This is a genomic window from Providencia sp. R33 (assembly GCF_019343475.1).
GTDB lineage: Bacteria > Pseudomonadota > Gammaproteobacteria > Enterobacterales > Enterobacteriaceae > Providencia.
The window spans coordinates 3,999,428-4,017,532 of record NZ_CP072453.1 but is presented as its reverse complement, the minus strand read 5'-3'; the positions used below and the strand labels follow the sequence as shown (position 1 = coordinate 4,017,532).

The following is an 18,105-nucleotide window of genomic DNA, read 5'->3' as shown; positions in this document are numbered from 1 at the left end:
CTAAGGAGTAACTATATGCTAATTAAATCTTGTCGTCATGTATATTATGCACACCATGACGAAAATCAGCGCGGCCACCACGATGGCTGCTGCCATGGTGAAGGCCGTCACGGGCATAATGAACGCCGCCATGGTCATGATGAATGTTGCCATGGAGGCGAGCATCGCAGCCAGGGTGACCATTATTATGGTGATGACCGTCATGGTCACGGACACGGCGAACGTTGCCACGGCGAAGGCCGTCATAGTCACGAGCATGGTGAGCGTTGTCACGGTGAAGGCCGTCATGGTCACGAGCACAGCGAACGTTGCCACGGTGAAGGCCGTCATGGACACGGGCATGGCGAACGTTGTCATGGCGAAGGCCGTCATGGACACGGGCACGGCGAACGCTGCCACGGTGAAGGCCGTCATGGGCACGGTGAACGCCAAAAAGGTCGTGGAAGAGGCAAAGGCCTACGCCGCCTATTCGACCACGGCGATCTTCACATTATGGTACTTTCATTGGTCGCGAAAAAACCGAGCTATGGCTATGAAATTATCAAAGACATCCAAGAAGCCTCAAACGGCCTCTATGTCCCAAGCCCGGGTGTTATTTATCCAACACTAACACTGTTGGAAGAACAAGGCTTTTTAGAGTCTCAAATTGTTGAGCGCAATCGCAAAAGTTTTACGATTACGCCGGAAGGCGCTGCGCACTTAGCACAGAATAAAGAAACAGAAGCGGTAATTGCTCGCAAGCTGGCAAAAGCACGTGATATGCAGCAAGGCAGTAATTTAGCAGAAGACATCGAAATGGCGGTCAGCCGTTTTAAAGCCCTGCTGCGCCACAAAATGGTTCTGAAACAACTGAATGAAGAACAAACGCGCCAAATTGCTTCCATCATTAATGATGCAGTGAAACAAATTGAAGAAGTGAATACATTATTAACCAACAGTGATGATGAATAACATCTCCTCGCGCGTTAAATAATGTCTGCCAATTCAGCTTTGGGCTTATATATTAAGCACAAAGCTGGTCTTTTCTCTCTATCCCCATCCTTGAGCGCACCAAAATAATGCAAACCATCGCAAAACCGCACCAATACAGTGCAATCTGCAGCTATTTTTAACTCAATCGATTGACATTCCTTCGTAACAATCAGTATTTACTCTTCTTTTAAAAGTTGGCACGCTTTTCGCTTATAGTATTCATAGTGAGCGAGCAACGTATATTAATGTGATTAATCACCGCCGCCACGCCAGACAAACCAACAAACGCAAAATATGATGCGATTTGTTGATTAGACCCGACCAGGAGAGCCGAGAATGTCCGCTGAACATGTTTTATCGTTAATTAAAGAGCACAATGTAAGATTTATTGATCTGCGTTTTACCGACACGAAAGGTAAAGAGCAACATATCACTATCCCTGCTCACCAAGTTGACGAAGACTTCTTTGAAGAAGGCCAGATGTTCGACGGTTCATCAATTGGTGGCTGGAAAGGTATCAACGAATCTGACATGGTACTGATGCCAGATGCATCTACCGCAATGTTAGACCCATTCTTTGCTGATGTGACCTTAATTATCCGTTGCGATATTTTAGAGCCGGGTACCATGCAAGGTTACGACAGAGATCCACGTTCCATTTCCAAACGTGCGGAAGATTTCCTGCGTTCAAGCGGTATCGCTGACATCGTGTTATTTGGCCCAGAACCTGAATTCTTCGTTTTTGACGATATTCGTTTCGGTAACAACATGCACGGCAGCTACTACCATATCGATGATATCGAAGCAGCATGGAACACAGGCACAAAATACGAAGGCGGCAATAAAGGCCACCGTCCAGCGGTTAAAGGCGGTTACTTCCCAGTGCCACCGGTTGACTCATCACAAGACTTGCGTTCTGCAATGTGTACCACAATGGAAGAGATGGGCTTAGTTGTTGAAGCTCACCACCATGAAGTGGCAACCGCAGGCCAAAACGAAGTCGCTACGCGCTTTAATACCATGACCAAAAAAGCGGATGAGACTCAAATTTATAAATATGTCGTTCACAATGTTGCGCATGCCTACGGCAAAACAGCGACCTTTATGCCGAAACCATTAGTGGGTGATAACGGTTCAGGTATGCACTGCCACATGTCTTTATCAAAAGACGGCGTGAACCTGTTTGCGGGTGACAAATACGGCGGTTTATCTGAAATGGCGCTGTACTACATCGGCGGTATTATTAAACACGCACGTGCGCTGAACGCATTTACCAACCCAACAACTAACTCATACAAACGTTTAGTTCCAGGCTTTGAAGCACCCGTTATGCTGGCTTACTCAGCACGTAACCGCTCTGCATCTATCCGTATCCCTGTGGTTGCAAGCACCAAAGCACGCCGTATTGAAGTGCGCTTCCCAGACCCAGCGGCTAACCCATACTTGGCGTTTGCTGCGCAGTTAATGGCAGGTCTTGATGGCATCATCAATAAGATCCACCCAGGTGATGCAATGGACAAAAACTTGTATGACTTACCACCAGAAGAAGCGAAAGAAATCCCAACTGTTGCGGGCTCTTTAGATGAAGCGCTGGCTGAGCTGGATAAAAATCGCGAGTTCTTAACCCGTGGTGGTGTGTTTACGAATGACGCTATCGATGCATACATTGAATTAACCCGTGCCGACATCCAACGTGTTCGTATGGCACCGCACCCTCTCGAATTTGAAATGTACTACAGTGTGTAACACGCCGTTCCACTGATAGTCTTTGTTGCCGTGAAGCACTTGCCCCATCTTTTGATGGGGCCTTTTCTCTCTACTGCACCAAAGAGGCAAAATCAAATATCGGTTGTTTGGTCTATCAGGTATAATGCACCAAAATAGTGCAGGAGCAACATTACATGAAAACCGAACATTTGCCAGCACCCGAACAAATTCTCGACTCCCTCATTAATAGCGTGCTTATTTTGGATTACGATTTGGTTATCCATTACGCCAATCATGCTGCATTGCAAATCCTAACCCAAAGCCAGCGCAAACTATACGGAACCCCTCTTCCACTTTTATTTAGCTATTGCTCGCTTAATGATGAATTGATGCTCAGTAGCTTAAAAGAAGGCCACAGTTTTACGGAAAACGAAGTCACGTTAGTATTTAATAACCATTCCCACGTGATGTCATTCAGCGCACAGCCATTTTCAGAACAATTTATTTTAGTCGAGTTATCACAACTCGACAGCCAGCGACGCCTTAGCCAAGAGCTGGTACAAAATGCACAACAGCTTGCTGCACGTGAACTTATTCGTGGACTCGCCCATGAAATCAAAAACCCATTAGGCGGTTTACGAGGCGCTGCGCAACTGTTGTCTAAGGCACTACCTGACCCGCAACTAAATGAATATACTCAAGTTATAATCGAACAAGCTGACCGTTTAAGGGCCTTAGTCGATAGATTACTGGGACCGCAATATCCGGGTCCCAAAACCCAGCAAAGCATCCACCATATAATGGAAAATGTCACTCGCTTGGTTTCGCTCGAAAAACCCGACAACATCACATTAATTCGTGACTATGATCCGAGTCTGCCCGATTTGGAATATTACCCCGATCAGATTGAGCAAGTTTTGCTGAACGTCACCCGTAACGCACTACAAGCCCTTGCAGATACTGGTGGTCATATCACGCTACGCACACGTACCGCATTTCAAGTCATGTTACAAGGTGAGCGTTATCGGCTAGCGGCACGTATTGATATCGAAGATAACGGCCCGGGTATTCCATTAGCTATTCAAGATACACTTTTCTACCCAATGGTAAGTGGACGACCTAATGGGACAGGGCTTGGACTATCAATTGCCCGAAGTTTAGTGGATCAACACGCAGGGAAAATCGAGTTTACTAGTTGGCCAGGGCACACTGAGTTTTCTATTTATCTACCCATCAAAAAATAGGGGATAACCATGTCACAGGGAAAAATTTGGGTCGTAGATGACGACAGTTCCATTCGCTGGGTTCTAGAGCGAGCACTCAACAATGCAGAATTTGTCTGCACCTGTTTTGACAGTGCTGATGCGGTACTTGCTGCATTGGAAAACGCCCTCCCTGATGTTTTGTTATCCGATATTCGCATGCCTGGAACCAATGGTATTGAGCTACTCAATACCATTAAGCAATCACACCCCCTTTTACCGATCATCATTATGACGGCTCACTCAGACCTCGATGCTGCCGTAAATGCCTATCAGTCAGGTGCCTTTGATTACTTACCTAAACCGTTTGATATCGATGAAACCGTGGCATTGGTTGAACGAGCGTTAAATCATAGCCGTGAACAGAACCACACCAGTCGTGAAACAAAGCAAAAAGCGCCGATTGTTTCATCCACCATGATTGGTGAAGCGCCTGCAATGCAGGAGGTGTACCGCATTATCGGTCGCTTATCTCGTTCATCAATCAGCGTACTGATTAACGGTGAATCAGGCACAGGGAAAGAGCTCGTTGCTCACGCTTTGCACCAACATAGCCCACGAGTTAACGAGCCCTTTATTGCCTTGAACATGGCAGCTATTCCAAAAGATCTCATCGAATCAGAACTTTTTGGCCATGAAAAAGGGGCGTTCACGGGGGCAACTCAAGTTCGCCAAGGGCGCTTTGAGCAAGCTAACCGCGGTTCACTATTTTTAGATGAAATTGGCGATATGCCCCTTGATGTACAAACACGATTATTGCGCGTGCTTGCTGAAGGGCAATTTTACCGCATTGGCGGCTACACCCCAGTAAAAGTAGATGTACGGATTATTGCCGCTACCCACCAAGATCTTGAAAAACGGGTCAAAGAAGGTTTATTCCGTGAAGATTTATTTCACCGATTAAATGTGATTCGAGTGCAACTCCCCCCATTACGGGAACGCACAGAAGACATCCCGCGCCTCGCACACTATTTTTTGCAAAATACCGCAAAAGAGTTAGGGGTAGAAAGCAAGGTATTACACCCAGATAGTGAAAAAATTCTGCAACGCTATTATTGGTCAGGGAATGTGCGTCAATTGGAAAATGTCTGCCGCTGGCTGACTGTTATGGCAGCAAGCCAAGAAATTTTACCGCAAGATTTGCCCAATGATTTACTGGAGGAACATACTGCGCACAGCACAAACGTTGCAAAGCCTCAGGTTAATATGGGCACAGAGACCGCACAGCCATACCGCCAATCAAATTACGACGTACAGTGGTTTGAATTATTGGAAGAGTGGGCAGATCAGGCATTAAAAACAGGTAAAGAAGATTTATTAACTCAAGCAATACCCCAATTAGAACGCACAATGCTTAACTGTGCCCTGAAATATACCAATGGACATAAACAAGAAGCGGCACGTTTATTAGGGTGGGGGCGTAATACCCTAACCCGTAAATTGAAAGAGTTGGGCATCGAATAAACCACATTAAAATTAAGTAACTTTACTTGATTTTGGCAATTATTTAAAAAGAAGTAGAGGAAAACTCTACCTCTTTATATTAGTTAAAAAGTAAAGGTACGACAAATTTGTATTAAAGTTTCATATTAGAACAAATAAAAACCATCCATTTCAGACAACCTAAATTCTATTTCATTCTTTATATCGACCATTGAAATAAGATATTCTATTTAGTGCAATACATTAATGATATATTTCACAAACATCACACATCTTATTTAGATCAATAAAATCATTAAATACCCCATGAACACATCATGCGTGAAATATAAAATATAAATGCCATTTAAAAATTAATTTAAACATTTAATTTTTATTTTCATTACTGCTTTAAAAACAAATATTAGCAAATTTGAATTTTAAAAAACTTAGTTAAAGACCGCCCAACCCATAATGTGAATACCAAACAAACCTCCCGTAGATCCAAAAAACAAAACAATTAAACCTAAATTACTCGCATATTGTTTATTATTAAAATAAACGACAAAATATATACCAATTGAGAAAGGCGATATTTAAATCCCCCTCAATATCATCAAATAAAATATCTTCCTTGGAGAGCTATAAATGAAAAAGAATATCATTGCAACGTTAATTGCGACGTCGTCTATTTTTGCTATGAATAATGCATTCGCTGCTGACGGCACTATCGATTTTACCGGTGAAATTACCGACCAAGCGTGTGAACTGGCAACAGGCTCAGATGTATTCACAGTGAACTTAGGTAAAGTGTCAAAAACAGCTTTACCAAGTACAGGAAGTACAGCTGCCGCGACTAAATTCACCATTAAATTAAAAAATTGCCCACAAACAGTCACGAGCGCAACCGTTAAGTTTGATGCTATCAGCTACGCAGGAGACAACAATGTGCTTGAGTTAACTGACCCTACGGCAAATACAACCGCTAAAAATGTCGGTATTCAAATTCAAGATGTAACCGGTGCAACCGTTCCACTGTTTGCTGAGTCTAGTGATTATGAATTAAAACAAAATACAGTCAACAACTTGGATTTTACGGCGCGCTATATTGCGATGTCTGACTCAGTCGGTGTCGGTCAAGCAAATTCAACAGCAACGTTCACAATCAATTATAACTAATTGGACTTTAAGGTTTAAACGGACTTAAACCTTATTCCTGTATTACTAGGTGATAATATGAAACGCTTAATTTGTTTTTTTATGTCTTTATTTTTCTTTATACAAATGGCTAATGCTGGCGTGATTATTGGCGGCACTCGCGTTATTTATAATGAAGGGAATAAAGATGTCAGTATCAGTGTCGAAAACCCCGATAAAATCCCCTACTTAATTCAATCGTGGATTGATGGTATCGACGAGGAAAAACAATCGGATTTTACTATTACACCGCCATTATTTAGATTAAATGCCGATAAAACCAATGCACTGCGTATCTTTTTAACTGCTAACACCTTACCCAAAGATAAAGAGTCTTTATTTTGGCTGAATATTAAAACCATTCCTGCCACCGAACGTACGGAAAACTCGTTGCAGATTGCCTTTAAAACACAAATGAAATTAATTTACCGCCCTTCGACGATTAAAGACGTGAACTTTGAAGAACAACAAAAAAAGCTGACATGGTCTAAATCGGGTAATCAATTAACCGTAAAAAACCCAACACCGTATTTTATGAATTTCCAAAGCATTACCTTTAATGGCAAAAAAGTAAATGATGTGTCTTACGCTACCCCATTATCCAGTACAACCTTTGAGCTGAAGGATAGCGCCGCTCACGGCACCGTGAAATGGGAAGTGATTAATGACTATGGCTCTGCCGCTGAGGCGTCTGAAGCAAAAATATAGCCCAAAATTTTTTAGGTTCTAAACATGAAAATAAATAAAATATGCCTTAGCCTATTCATTTATTTAGGCTATACAGTACCTTTATACGCAGAAAATTCTACAGGTAATAATTCGGTAGAAGAAGGCGCGTATTTTGACCCCGACTTTTTAGAGTTGCCAAATAAAGATGCAGTGGATTTAAGCCAATTTGAAAATAACCAACAATTAGCCGGCAGCTATTATGTCGATATTTATGTAAACACCAATTTAATTGGCGCAAAAAACTTAAAGTTCGATAAAAATAGTGACAATAAATTAGCCCCTTGTTTAACACTGGACGATTTAAAAAGTTTTGATATTAAAGTTGCAGATTATCCTGAATTAAATAATAGCCAAAATAGCTGTGTCAATTTGGCTGCTATTCCCGATGCCAAAAGTGACTTTGATTTTGATTCTCAGCGCCTATATTTAAGCATTCCACAAATCGCACTGGCGAAAAACCCACGGGGTTACGTGGACTTAGCCGATATCGACAATGGCATCACCGCTCTGCTGCTTAATTACAGCTACAGCGGGTCGAAAAACCATGACCGTCAAGGCGGTGACGATACCACGTCAAACTATGTGAACCTACGCCCGGGTATTAACATTGGAGCATGGCGCCTGCGCAACTACACCACATGGTCAAATAGCAGCGGGCAACCCAATAAATGGGACACGATTTACACCTATGCCTCCCGTGGGATCAATAGCTTAAAGAGCCAATTAATACTGGGAGATAGCACATCGCCATCTCAAGTTTTTGATAGTGTGCCATTTCGTGGGGCACAGCTCGCCACGGATGACGATATGTACCCCGAAAGTTTACGTGGCTATGCCCCCGTAGTACGCGGAATCGCACGCAGCAATGCACAAGTCACTATTCGCCAAAATGGGTATACCATCTACCAAACGGACGTGGCTGCCGGGCCATTTGAAATCAGCGATCTGTACCCAACAGGAAGCAGCGGTGACTTGCATGTGACGATAAAAGAGTCGAACGGCAGCGAACAAGTGCAAATTGTGCCGTTTGCATCACTCCCTGTATTACAACGTGAAGGGTATTTGGCCTATAGCGCCACAGCTGGGGAATACCGTTCATATGATAAGAGCGTGGATAAAACCAAATTTGGCCAATTTACACTGATTTATGGCTTACCCCACGGCACTACCGTTTTTGGCGGCAGTCAGTTAAGTGACGATTACCAATCCTACTCCATCGGGGCAGGGAAGAATTTTGGGGTATTAGGTGCCATCTCCATTGACGTCACACAATCCCAAGCGAAGCTACGTGATGACACCAAAAAGCGCGGGCAGTCCTATCGTTTTCGCTATAACAAAAACCTGAATGATATCGGCACCAATATTGCGCTCGCGGGTTACCGTTATTCCACGGAAGGGTTTTACAGCTTATCGGAAGTGTTCGACACCTTCCGTGACAACACTTACACCCCGACTATTGAGCGTCGCCGTAATCGAGGGGAAATCACCTTAAGCCAAAACTTAGGAGATGCCTACGGATCCGTTTCCGCGGGTTTTGTCAGTGAAGACTATTGGAACAGTGACCGCAAAACGCAGTCCGCTACACTGGGCTATAACAATAGCTGGCAGGGTATCAGTTACGGCATAAATTATACCTATAACAAGAATACCAGCAGCTATTCATATAGTGCGAACAGTAAAAAGCAGAGTGAAGATGACCATCAGTTCTCGCTTTCACTCAATATTCCGTTCAGTTTCTTCGAAGATACGGCCTATATCAATTTAAACAGCAATTACAGCAGTGAAGGCGCTCGTTCGGCCAGTGTGGGAGTTTCGGCCTCACAATTGAATAACCGCTTAAATTGGGGCATGCAGCAAAGTGTAGCAAACCAAGGGCAAGGTGGCTCAGGTAATGCCAATGCGTCTTACAAAGGGCGATATGGTGAAATCTCGGGTGGAACAGGTTACAGCAAAAGCAACTACAACCTGTATTACGGCGCCAATGGTAGCCTCGTCGCACACTCTGGCGGGTTAGTGTTAGGCCAACAATTGGGTGAGACCGCCGCCATTGTGGAAATCCCTGATGCAGGGGATGTACCAATTATGAACCAAGCGGGTGTAGTAACCAATAACCAAGGTTATGCGTTAATGCCATACGTGACGGCTTACCGTAAAAATACCGTGGATATTGATACCTCGGCGCTACCCAATAATACCGAAATGGAGTTAACCAGCCAAACCGTCGTACCAAGCCGAGGCGCTCTCGTCAAAGCCAGCTTTGCGGCGAATGTCGGTTACCGCGCGATTATAGCGCTAACCTTTGCAGACGGTAAGCCAGTACCATTTGGGGCGCAGGCCATATTTAATAATAACAACCAATTAAATAGCATTGTCGGCAATGACGGTGAAGTGTATTTATCCGGCTTAGCAGAAAGTGGTCAATTTATTATTCAATATAACGAGAAACAACAATGCCAAGTGAATTATAACTTAGCGGGTATTTCGAATTATATGGGGTTATATAAAACTCAAGGAGTTTGTCAGTGAAAAAGAAACTCATAATAAAGATTTTTTTATTATCGTTAGGCTTATTTATTGTTAATAATAAAGCCAATGCCGCCTATGATTGTTATATTGGGCAACCGATTCGTGCCGCATTAATTAGTGGAACTCATAAAATTAATGTTCCATTCGACAGTAATTTTACAGGTAATTTAAAAACGATAATAGCAACTTCAAGTATCCCTCTTGGTATGTATATAAATAATAATGGAAATGATTATAATAGTCCATGTAAAGGACTCAGTGACACGAACAGTAATATTGGAAAAGTCTTTTTTCAAAGTTTATATGCTAATGGCCAAACATCTCAAACACCTTTACAAACAAATATTCCAGGTATTTCTCAATATGTTAGAATGGTTGCAATTCATTGCCCAGCATGCATGTCAAGTAATCAGTTTCCTTACTCCGGAACTGCGGGTGTTACTTATGGCACCCCAAATACTGAGGTACCAGTCTATTTTTCTTTGACCTTACAACAAACTGGCAAAGTCATAAAATCTGGATATATTGATAGTGGATTAATTGCCACAAAAGGTAATCGTAATGCGGCGGCAGGCGCTGCTTATCATTTAAACACAACACTAACTATTCAACCTAACTCTATCTACATTAATGTACTTAATTGCTCGTTAAATCAGAGTATTTATAATATTAGTTTAAGTGACTGGTACGATACTCAATTTAAAAATATTGGGGATACCAGTGATATGGTTGATATTCCAATTTCACTAAAATGTAACCCTGATACAAATATCAATGTAACCGTGAAAAGTACCAATGGTTCGTCCTCTCCGACAGCAGGCTGGCTTAACTTAGCCACCGAAGAAAATAGTGCAAAAGGCATCGCTGTACAGCTACTCGATAACAATAACAACCCAATAACGTTGGATAAAAAATTTAATCAAGCAAATTCAGTTTCAGAAGGCGATTATATCTTCAACTGGAAAGCCCGTTATATCAAAACAGCAGATAAAATCACACCAGGCTCTGCGAATGCCTCAGCCACTGTTAATATTCGTTATGAATAGGATTAAATAATGAAAAATTTAATAAACTCCTTATTGATAATAAATAGTTTGCTCACGAGCTTTTATGCATACGCTGAAGATAATGTCATATTAAATTTCACCGGCAATATTAAAGCCGCTACCTGTAATATTTCAGGTGGTAGTAATATCGATATTGATTTAAAGCGTTTGCCCATTGATATTTTTAATGGTGCGCAAACAGGTTCTACTTGGAATACGTTTAATATTAACTTAAATAACTGCTCGCAATTTGTGAACCAAATCAAACTGACCTTTACAGGTACGGCGGAAACTGGGGACACCACCAATAGCTTATATAAAAACTTAGGCACAGCAAAAAACATCGCCGTGCAATTACAAAGTGATGACGGGGTAACCCCCTTAGGGAATTTAAAAACCTTACAAGTTCCACTGAATGGACAATCAGATATTGCGATTCCATTACGTACCCGTGCTTACAGCGCCGTGGGCAATGTGGTTCCGGGGTCAATTTTAGCCAATATTACCGCCACCATTACCTATTTATAAGAAAAGGAAAGAGATAGTGAAAAAAATCGCGCTTTCATTATTGCTGGTATCTGGCTCCTTGTTTGCCGCCGACCAGCAAATCAATATTAATGTCCATGGGTATGTCACCGCAATGCCTTGTGAACTCGAAACCACAAACTACGTTATTGACCTGAAAAAAATTAATATCTGGAATATTCGTGATAGCCAAAAATCCCCATGGGTGGATTTTTCGGTAAAATTAAAAAACTGCCCTGTTGCAACTAAAGAAGCCATTATGACCTTATCAGGTACTCCAGATACCACTACGCCAGACTACTTTATTAATAATGGTACAGCAAAAAATGTGGCATTAAATTTAGCCGATAGGACCAATAAAACCACTATCAAAAATGGCTCTAAAATCACTATTCCTGTGAACAGCCAAACTCGCAGTGTGGAGTTCCCATTTTCTGCTCGCGTAGCCGGTTATGGCAGTGGTATGGAGCCCGGTTCTTTTCGTAGCCATTTAGAGTTTAATTTTATCTACCATTAATTATTAATCGTAGTTTTAATATCTATTTAATTTTGATGTTCATTTAAAGATATATAATATGTTGCCTGATCAATAAATTCATCAATATTTAAATTGATTTATTACCACTACTGTATATTAATAAACACCTAAACTTATATTTACGTAAACTAAGTAAATATAACTAAAAAGCACCAATATATCAGGAGTTAGATTATGCCTCGTTGTTATCCTGTATCTGAAGTCATTGGCCATAAATTAAGATCATTAAGAAAAGAACAAGGGCTTTCATTAATTAATGTTGCTCAAGAAATTGGCATTAGTGAACAACAGCAACTACGTTATGAGAGAGGTATTAATCGCATTTCGATTGACAGATTAAAGCAATATTCTGATTTTTTTGAAGTCAATATAACTTTATTTTTTCATTTTAGTGAAAATGATAAAGAAAAGATAAAAAAACACATAGTTGATAATAAATTCTAAACTTATTTTCCGTCTGAATAACAAACAAATTAATCAAATCAGGTAAGAACAGTTAATGAATAAAAAACATCAAAAGTTATTGGCACTAAGATCCGCTTATTACGAAAAAACCACCAAATGAGTATTCAAGAATTAAGTAACCTTTTAGGCATTAGCCAACAGCATCAATCACGCCATGAACTGGGGGAGATACGCATTCATGTTGATACGTTATTTCGTATTGCTGAAATCTTTGAGGTCAGTGTAGAAGAACTCATGTCTGATTTTATCCCTCCGCCTGAAGAACAAAGCCCTAAGTGCCAACTCATCAATAAACAACTTATTGAAGCGGAGCTATTATTATCACCCAAACAGCACTATTTCCTCTACAAATAGGTTAATTTCACTTTATGATTAAAACCTAAAAATTAACGACTAAAATAAACATCTTCTATATCGTGATTTTTTTATCATATGACCGTAAGCACTTTTAGCAATAATGAAGATGTTTTTATAAAAATACCGTAATTCGACCATACTATTTTGAGTAACCTTTTCAGATAATACAATACCAATCATTATTTTCTGTTATTTCCCCATCTTTTTAAACAAAAATAAAATTTGACTTAAGATTAAAAACCCAAAAATCACATTATGCGAGAGGAATAAAACTTAAAAATCATGCTAAAATTATTACTGGTTTTTTATTTTTATTTAACTTTAGTGACTCATGAATAAAAAATGAAAATTCTTTTATTTTAAAATATAACCCCATTCTCTAACACATAATGTGTTTTCTATTTTAAAACAACCAAAAATAAAATTAAATTATTATTTAATGCTATTTTTCCGGTGACTTGTTTATTTAAAAAAATAACCACAAAATACTCTCCAATTGAGTAGGCTGATATTTACCCCGCACTCAATAAAATCAAATAAAATATCTTCCTTGGAGAGTCATAAATGAAAAAGAATATCATCGCAACGTTAATTGCGACGTCGTCTATTTTTGCTATTAATAATGCATTCGCTGCTGACGGCACTATCGATTTTACTGGTGAAATTACCGACCAAGCATGTGAATTAGCAGCTAGCTCTGATGCCTTAAAAGTGAACTTAGGTAAAGTGTCTAAAACTGCATTACCAAGTACAGGAAGCACTGCCTCTGCCACTAAATTCACCATCAAATTAATTAACTGCCCAGCGACTGTCACAACTGCGTCAGTAAAATTCGATGCAGATTCCTATTTAGGTGATGACACTGTCATCAAGCTGAAAGAAGAAGCAGGTGTTGCAACAGGCGTGGGTATCCAAATTACGGATGATCTGAATACGATTGTTCCATTGTTTACTGCATCTAAAAACTACCCATTAAAGCAAAATGTGGAAAATAACTTAGATTTTAGAGCGCGTTATATTGCTAAGTCTGACACTGTGACAACCGGTCCTGCTAACGGCACAGCAACGTTCACAATCAATTATAACTAATTGGACTTTAAGGTTTAAACGGACTTAAACCTTATTCCTGTATTACTAGGTGATAATATGAAACGCTTAATTTGTTTTTTTATGTCTTTATTCTTATTTATGCAAACGGCTAACGCTGGCGTGATTATTGGCGGTACTCGCGTTATTTATAATGAAGGGAATAAAGATGTCAGTATCAGTGTCGAAAACCCCGATAAAATCCCCTACTTAATTCAATCGTGGATTGATGGTATCGACGAGAAAAAACAATCGGATTTTACTATTACACCGCCATTATTTAGATTAAATGCCGATAAAACCAATGCACTGCGTATCTTTTTAACTGCTAACACCTTACCCAAAGATAAAGAGTCTTTATTTTGGCTAAATATTAAAACTATTCCTGCTACCGAGCGCACGGAAAACTCTTTGCAGATTGCCTTTAAAACGCAAATGAAATTGATTTACCGCCCTTCAACGATTAAAGACGTGAACTTTGAAGAACAACAAAAAAAGCTGACATGGTCTAAATCGGGTAATCAATTAACGGTAAAAAACCCAACACCGTATTTTATGAATTTCCAAAGCATTACCTTTAATGGCAAAAAAGTGAGTGATGTTTCCTATGCGGCTCCCTTTTCTAGCGCGACTTTCGGCATCAATGACAACGCCGCTCACGGCACCGTGAAATGGGAAGTGATCAATGATTATGGCTCTGCCGCTGAGGCGTCTGAAGCAAAAATATAGCCCAATATCTTTGTAGGTTGTGAACATGAAAATAAATAAAATATGCCTTAGCCTATTCATTTATTTAGGCTATACGGTACCTTTGTACGCGGAGAACCCGACCAACAGTAATACGGCTGAGGGAAAAACATATTTTGACCCCGATTTTTTAGAGCTGCCCAATAAAGATGCGGTAGATTTAAGCCAATTTGAAAATAACCAACAATTAGCCGGCAGTTATTATGTCGATATTTATGTGAACACCAATTTAATTGGCGCAAAAAACTTAAAGTTCGATAAAAATAGCGACAATAAATTAGCCCCTTGTTTAACACTGGACGATTTAAAAAGTTTTGATATTAAAATTGCGGATTACCCTGAATTAAATAACACCCAAAATGGCTGTGTCAATTTAGCCATTATTCCTGATGCAAAAAGTGACTTTGATTTTGATTCTCAGCGCCTATATTTGAGCATTCCACAAATCGCACTGGCGAAAAACCCACGGGGTTACGTGGATTTAGCGGATATCGACAATGGCATCACCGCCCTACTGCTCAATTACAGCTACAGTGGGTCGAAAAATACTGACCGTAAAGGCGGCGAAGATACCACGTCAAACTATGTGAACCTACGCCCGGGTATTAATATTGGGGCATGGCGCCTGCGTAACTACACCACATGGTCAAATAGCAGCGGGCAATCCAATAAATGGGACACCATTTACACCTATGCCTCCCGAGGGATCAACAGCCTAAAAAGCCAGTTAATACTAGGAGATAGCACATCGCCATCTCAAGTGTTTGACAGCGTGCCATTTCGTGGGGCACAGCTCGCCACGGATGACGATATGTACCCCGAAAGTTTACGCGGTTATGCCCCGGTGGTCCGCGGAATAGCGCGCAGTAATGCGCAAATTACCATTCGCCAAAATGGGTATACCATTTACCAAACAGACGTGGCCGCAGGGCCGTTTGAGATCAGCGATCTGTACCCGACAGGGAGCAGCGGTGACTTACATGTGACGATAAAAGAGTCGAATGGCAGCGAACAAGTGCAGATCGTGCCGTTTGCGTCACTCCCTGTATTACAACGCGAAGGGTATTTAGCCTATAGCGCCACCGCGGGTGAATATCGCTCTTATGATAGCAACGTAGATAAAACCAAATTTGGCCAGTTTACCTTGATTTATGGCTTACCCCACGGCGTAACCGCCTACGGTGGTAGCCAGTTAAGTGAAGATTATCAATCCTATTCAGTAGGGGCGGGGCAAAACTTAGGTCAATTTGGGGCAGTGTCTATTGACGTCACCCAGTCCTACGCTAAGTTGCGTAGCGACATCAAAGAACGCGGGCAATCTTACCGTTTTCGCTATAACAAAAACCTAAATGATATCGGCACCAATATTGCGCTCGCGGGTTATCGCTATTCCACAGAAGGGTTTTACAGCTTATCGGAAGTGTTCGATACCTTCCGTGATACCAACTATGTGCCTGAAATCGAACGCCGCCGTAATCGCGGGGAAATTACCTTGAGCCAAAATCTGGGAGATACTTACGGTTCAATTTCAGCGGGTTATGTTAACGAAGATTATTGGAATAGCGACCGCAAAACGCAGTCTGCTACGCTGGGTTATAACAATAGCTGGCAAGGGATCAGCTATGGGCTGAACTATACCTATAACAAGAACACCAGCAGTTATTCATACACAACGGGAACGAAAAATCAGAGTGATGAAGACCACTTATTCACATTCTCGGTCAATATTCCGTTTAGTTTATTTGATGATACCGCGTACATCAACTTTGTCAGCAATCACAGTAGCCGAGACTCCAGCACAGGCAGCATGGGGGTTTCTGCATCCCAGCTGAATAACCGTTTAAATTGGAGTATGCAACAAGGCTTTACCAACCAAGAGACAGGAACTACAGGTAACTTGAATGCCTCCTATAAAGGGCAATACGGTGAAGTTTCTGGTGGTTCGGGTTACAGCAAAGACAACTACAACCTGTATTACGGGGTGAACGGCAGCTTAGTTGCACACTCGAACGGGTTAGTATTAGGGCAGCAGTTGGGTGAGACTGCCGCCATTGTAGAAATCCCGAATGCAGGGGATGTACCGATTATGAACCAAGCGGGCGTGGTGACGAATAACCAAGGTTATGCGTTAGTACCGTACGTGACGGCCTACCGCAAAAATGCCGTGGATATCGATACTTCCTCGTTACCCAATAATACCGAAATGGAGTTAACCAGCCAAACTGTCGCACCGAGCCGTGGTGCCTTAGTGAAAGCCAGCTTTGCGGCGAATGTCGGTTACCGCGCGATTATGGCGCTCACCTTTGCAGACGGTAAGCCAGTGCCATTTGGAGCGCAGGCCATCTTTAACGATAACAACCAATTAAATAGCCTAGTCGGTAATGATGGTGAAGTGTATTTATCCGGTTTAGCAGAAAGTGGTCAATTTATTATTCAATATAATGAGAAACAACAATGCCAAGTGAATTATAACTTAGCAGGGATTTCAAATTATATGGGTTTATATAAAACTACTGCAGTTTGCCGGTAATAAGGAAATAAATCATGAATAAATTAATTTATCACTCGATATTAGCAGTAGGGTGTATGTATTTATATTCCGGGTATGCTGAAGCAGGCTGCACACAAAACCCTAATTTTAATAATATTCAAGTCAATATTCCATCAGCAACATATAATATTCAGTATGATGATTTATCTTCAAGAGATCTCGGACAATTGGATGTTCGTTATTTATCAGGAGCATCTTCATATACATATTTAGATGGTTCGACTTGTGGTACCTCGTATCTTCGTGGCAACTTTATTAACAATTGGGTTCCAACGAATAAAATTGCGCCAAGTAATATACCTGGTATAGGTCTCAGCGTACAAACTGCTGCTATTGGTGACTTTGATCAAGTATGGGGGCCATCCAACCCAACTAAAAATCCATGGGAAATATTTAGCACATCGTGGATTATCACGATCAAAAAAACAGGGCAAGTTACCACATCTAATACAATTCGTGCCGGTTCCGTCGCACGCTTAACTCAAACAAATAGCTCACCTGTCAGTACATGGTATTTAACGACTCTGAATATGCCTGCTAATGCAATTCGTATAAATGTATTAAGCTGCTCATTAAAAAGCCCTGTTCCGACGATTAACTTAGGTGATTGGTATGATACTCAATTCCCTACAGTTGGTAGCACCAGTACAGAAGTCGATATCCCCATTACTTTAACCTGTCTGGCAGGCACCAATATTAAAGCAACCATCACTGCAACCAGCGGTACCATTAATGCAACACAAGGCCAATTAGCCTTGTCAGGGGGAGCAGATAAAGCCACAGGGGTTGCTATACAAATTGTCGACACCAATAAAAACCCTATCCCTTTAAACAGTAAGCGAACCATAAGGGATAATGTCGCCGCAGGCGATTATATTTTCGGCTGGAAAGCGCGTTACATTAAAACCGCTGATAAAATTACCCCAGGCCCTGCAAATGGTACTGCCACAATTAATATTCGCTATGAATAGGAAT

At 41.2% G+C, this 18,105-nt stretch carries 16 protein-coding genes; all 16 read left to right on the top strand.

What is annotated here, in order from left to right:
- Positions 1 to 15: 15 nt before the first annotated feature.
- The 16 genes from J6836_RS22810 to J6836_RS18780 all read left to right on the top strand — a co-directional run bounded on the left by J6836_RS22810 (position 16) and on the right by J6836_RS18780 (position 18,101).
- Entirely contained in the window at positions 16 to 951 is a 936-nt protein-coding gene (locus tag J6836_RS22810) for a PadR family transcriptional regulator (RefSeq protein ID WP_255586263.1), read from the top strand.
- 357 nt (positions 952 to 1,308) lie between these two features.
- On the top strand, positions 1,309 to 2,718 hold the full coding sequence (gene glnA, locus J6836_RS18850; RefSeq protein ID WP_219245394.1) for a glutamate--ammonia ligase: 1,410 nt from the start codon (positions 1,309 to 1,311) through the stop codon (positions 2,716 to 2,718).
- Between the two features lie 155 nt (positions 2,719 to 2,873).
- On the top strand, positions 2,874 to 3,923 hold the full coding sequence (glnL, locus tag J6836_RS18845) for a nitrogen regulation protein NR(II) (RefSeq protein ID WP_219245393.1): 1,050 nt from the start codon (positions 2,874 to 2,876) through the stop codon (positions 3,921 to 3,923).
- A 9-nt stretch (positions 3,924 to 3,932) separates the two neighbouring features.
- The gene (glnG, locus tag J6836_RS18840) at positions 3,933 to 5,405 is read left to right on the top strand and encodes a nitrogen regulation protein NR(I) (protein ID WP_219245392.1); all 1,473 of its coding nucleotides are present in this window, start codon (positions 3,933 to 3,935) and stop codon (positions 5,403 to 5,405) included.
- Positions 5,406 to 6,011: 606 nt separating this feature from the next.
- The gene (locus J6836_RS18835; RefSeq protein WP_219245391.1) at positions 6,012 to 6,542 is read left to right on the top strand and encodes a fimbrial protein; all 531 of its coding nucleotides are present in this window, start codon (positions 6,012 to 6,014) and stop codon (positions 6,540 to 6,542) included.
- 57 nt (positions 6,543 to 6,599) lie between these two features.
- A complete protein-coding gene (locus J6836_RS18830) occupies positions 6,600 to 7,268 on the top strand; it encodes a fimbrial biogenesis chaperone (RefSeq protein WP_219245390.1) in 669 nt (222 codons plus the stop codon).
- Between the two features lie 24 nt (positions 7,269 to 7,292).
- Positions 7,293 to 9,815, top strand: coding sequence for a fimbria/pilus outer membrane usher protein (locus tag J6836_RS18825; RefSeq protein WP_219245389.1), 2,523 nt, complete (start codon positions 7,293 to 7,295; stop codon positions 9,813 to 9,815).
- Entirely contained in the window at positions 9,812 to 10,861 is a 1,050-nt protein-coding gene (locus J6836_RS18820; RefSeq protein ID WP_219245388.1) for a fimbrial protein, read from the top strand. The genes J6836_RS18825 and J6836_RS18820 overlap by 4 nt, the downstream gene beginning before the upstream one ends.
- A gap of 9 nt (positions 10,862 to 10,870) precedes the next feature.
- Positions 10,871 to 11,389, top strand: a complete 519-nt coding sequence (locus J6836_RS18815) for a fimbrial protein (RefSeq protein WP_219245387.1) — start codon at positions 10,871 to 10,873, stop codon at positions 11,387 to 11,389.
- 16 nt (positions 11,390 to 11,405) lie between these two features.
- Positions 11,406 to 11,903, top strand: a complete 498-nt coding sequence (locus J6836_RS18810) for a fimbrial protein (RefSeq protein ID WP_219245386.1) — start codon at positions 11,406 to 11,408, stop codon at positions 11,901 to 11,903.
- Positions 11,904 to 12,098: 195 nt separating this feature from the next.
- A complete protein-coding gene (locus J6836_RS18805) occupies positions 12,099 to 12,368 on the top strand; it encodes a helix-turn-helix domain-containing protein (protein ID WP_219245385.1) in 270 nt (89 codons plus the stop codon).
- A 117-nt stretch (positions 12,369 to 12,485) separates the two neighbouring features.
- On the top strand, positions 12,486 to 12,743 hold the full coding sequence (locus J6836_RS18800) for a helix-turn-helix domain-containing protein (RefSeq protein ID WP_219245384.1): 258 nt from the start codon (positions 12,486 to 12,488) through the stop codon (positions 12,741 to 12,743).
- Between the two features lie 567 nt (positions 12,744 to 13,310).
- Positions 13,311 to 13,835 (top strand): fimbrial protein, encoded by a 525-nt coding sequence (locus J6836_RS18795; RefSeq protein WP_219245383.1) that lies wholly within the window; start codon positions 13,311 to 13,313, stop codon positions 13,833 to 13,835.
- A gap of 57 nt (positions 13,836 to 13,892) precedes the next feature.
- Positions 13,893 to 14,561: a fimbrial biogenesis chaperone gene (locus J6836_RS18790; RefSeq protein ID WP_219245382.1), complete on the top strand. Its 669-nt coding sequence runs from the start codon at positions 13,893 to 13,895 to the stop codon at positions 14,559 to 14,561.
- A gap of 25 nt (positions 14,562 to 14,586) precedes the next feature.
- A complete protein-coding gene (locus J6836_RS18785) occupies positions 14,587 to 17,109 on the top strand; it encodes a fimbria/pilus outer membrane usher protein (RefSeq protein ID WP_219245381.1) in 2,523 nt (840 codons plus the stop codon).
- A 14-nt stretch (positions 17,110 to 17,123) separates the two neighbouring features.
- Positions 17,124 to 18,101, top strand: a complete 978-nt coding sequence (locus J6836_RS18780) for a fimbrial protein (RefSeq protein WP_219245380.1) — start codon at positions 17,124 to 17,126, stop codon at positions 18,099 to 18,101.
- Positions 18,102 to 18,105 lie beyond the last annotated feature (4 nt).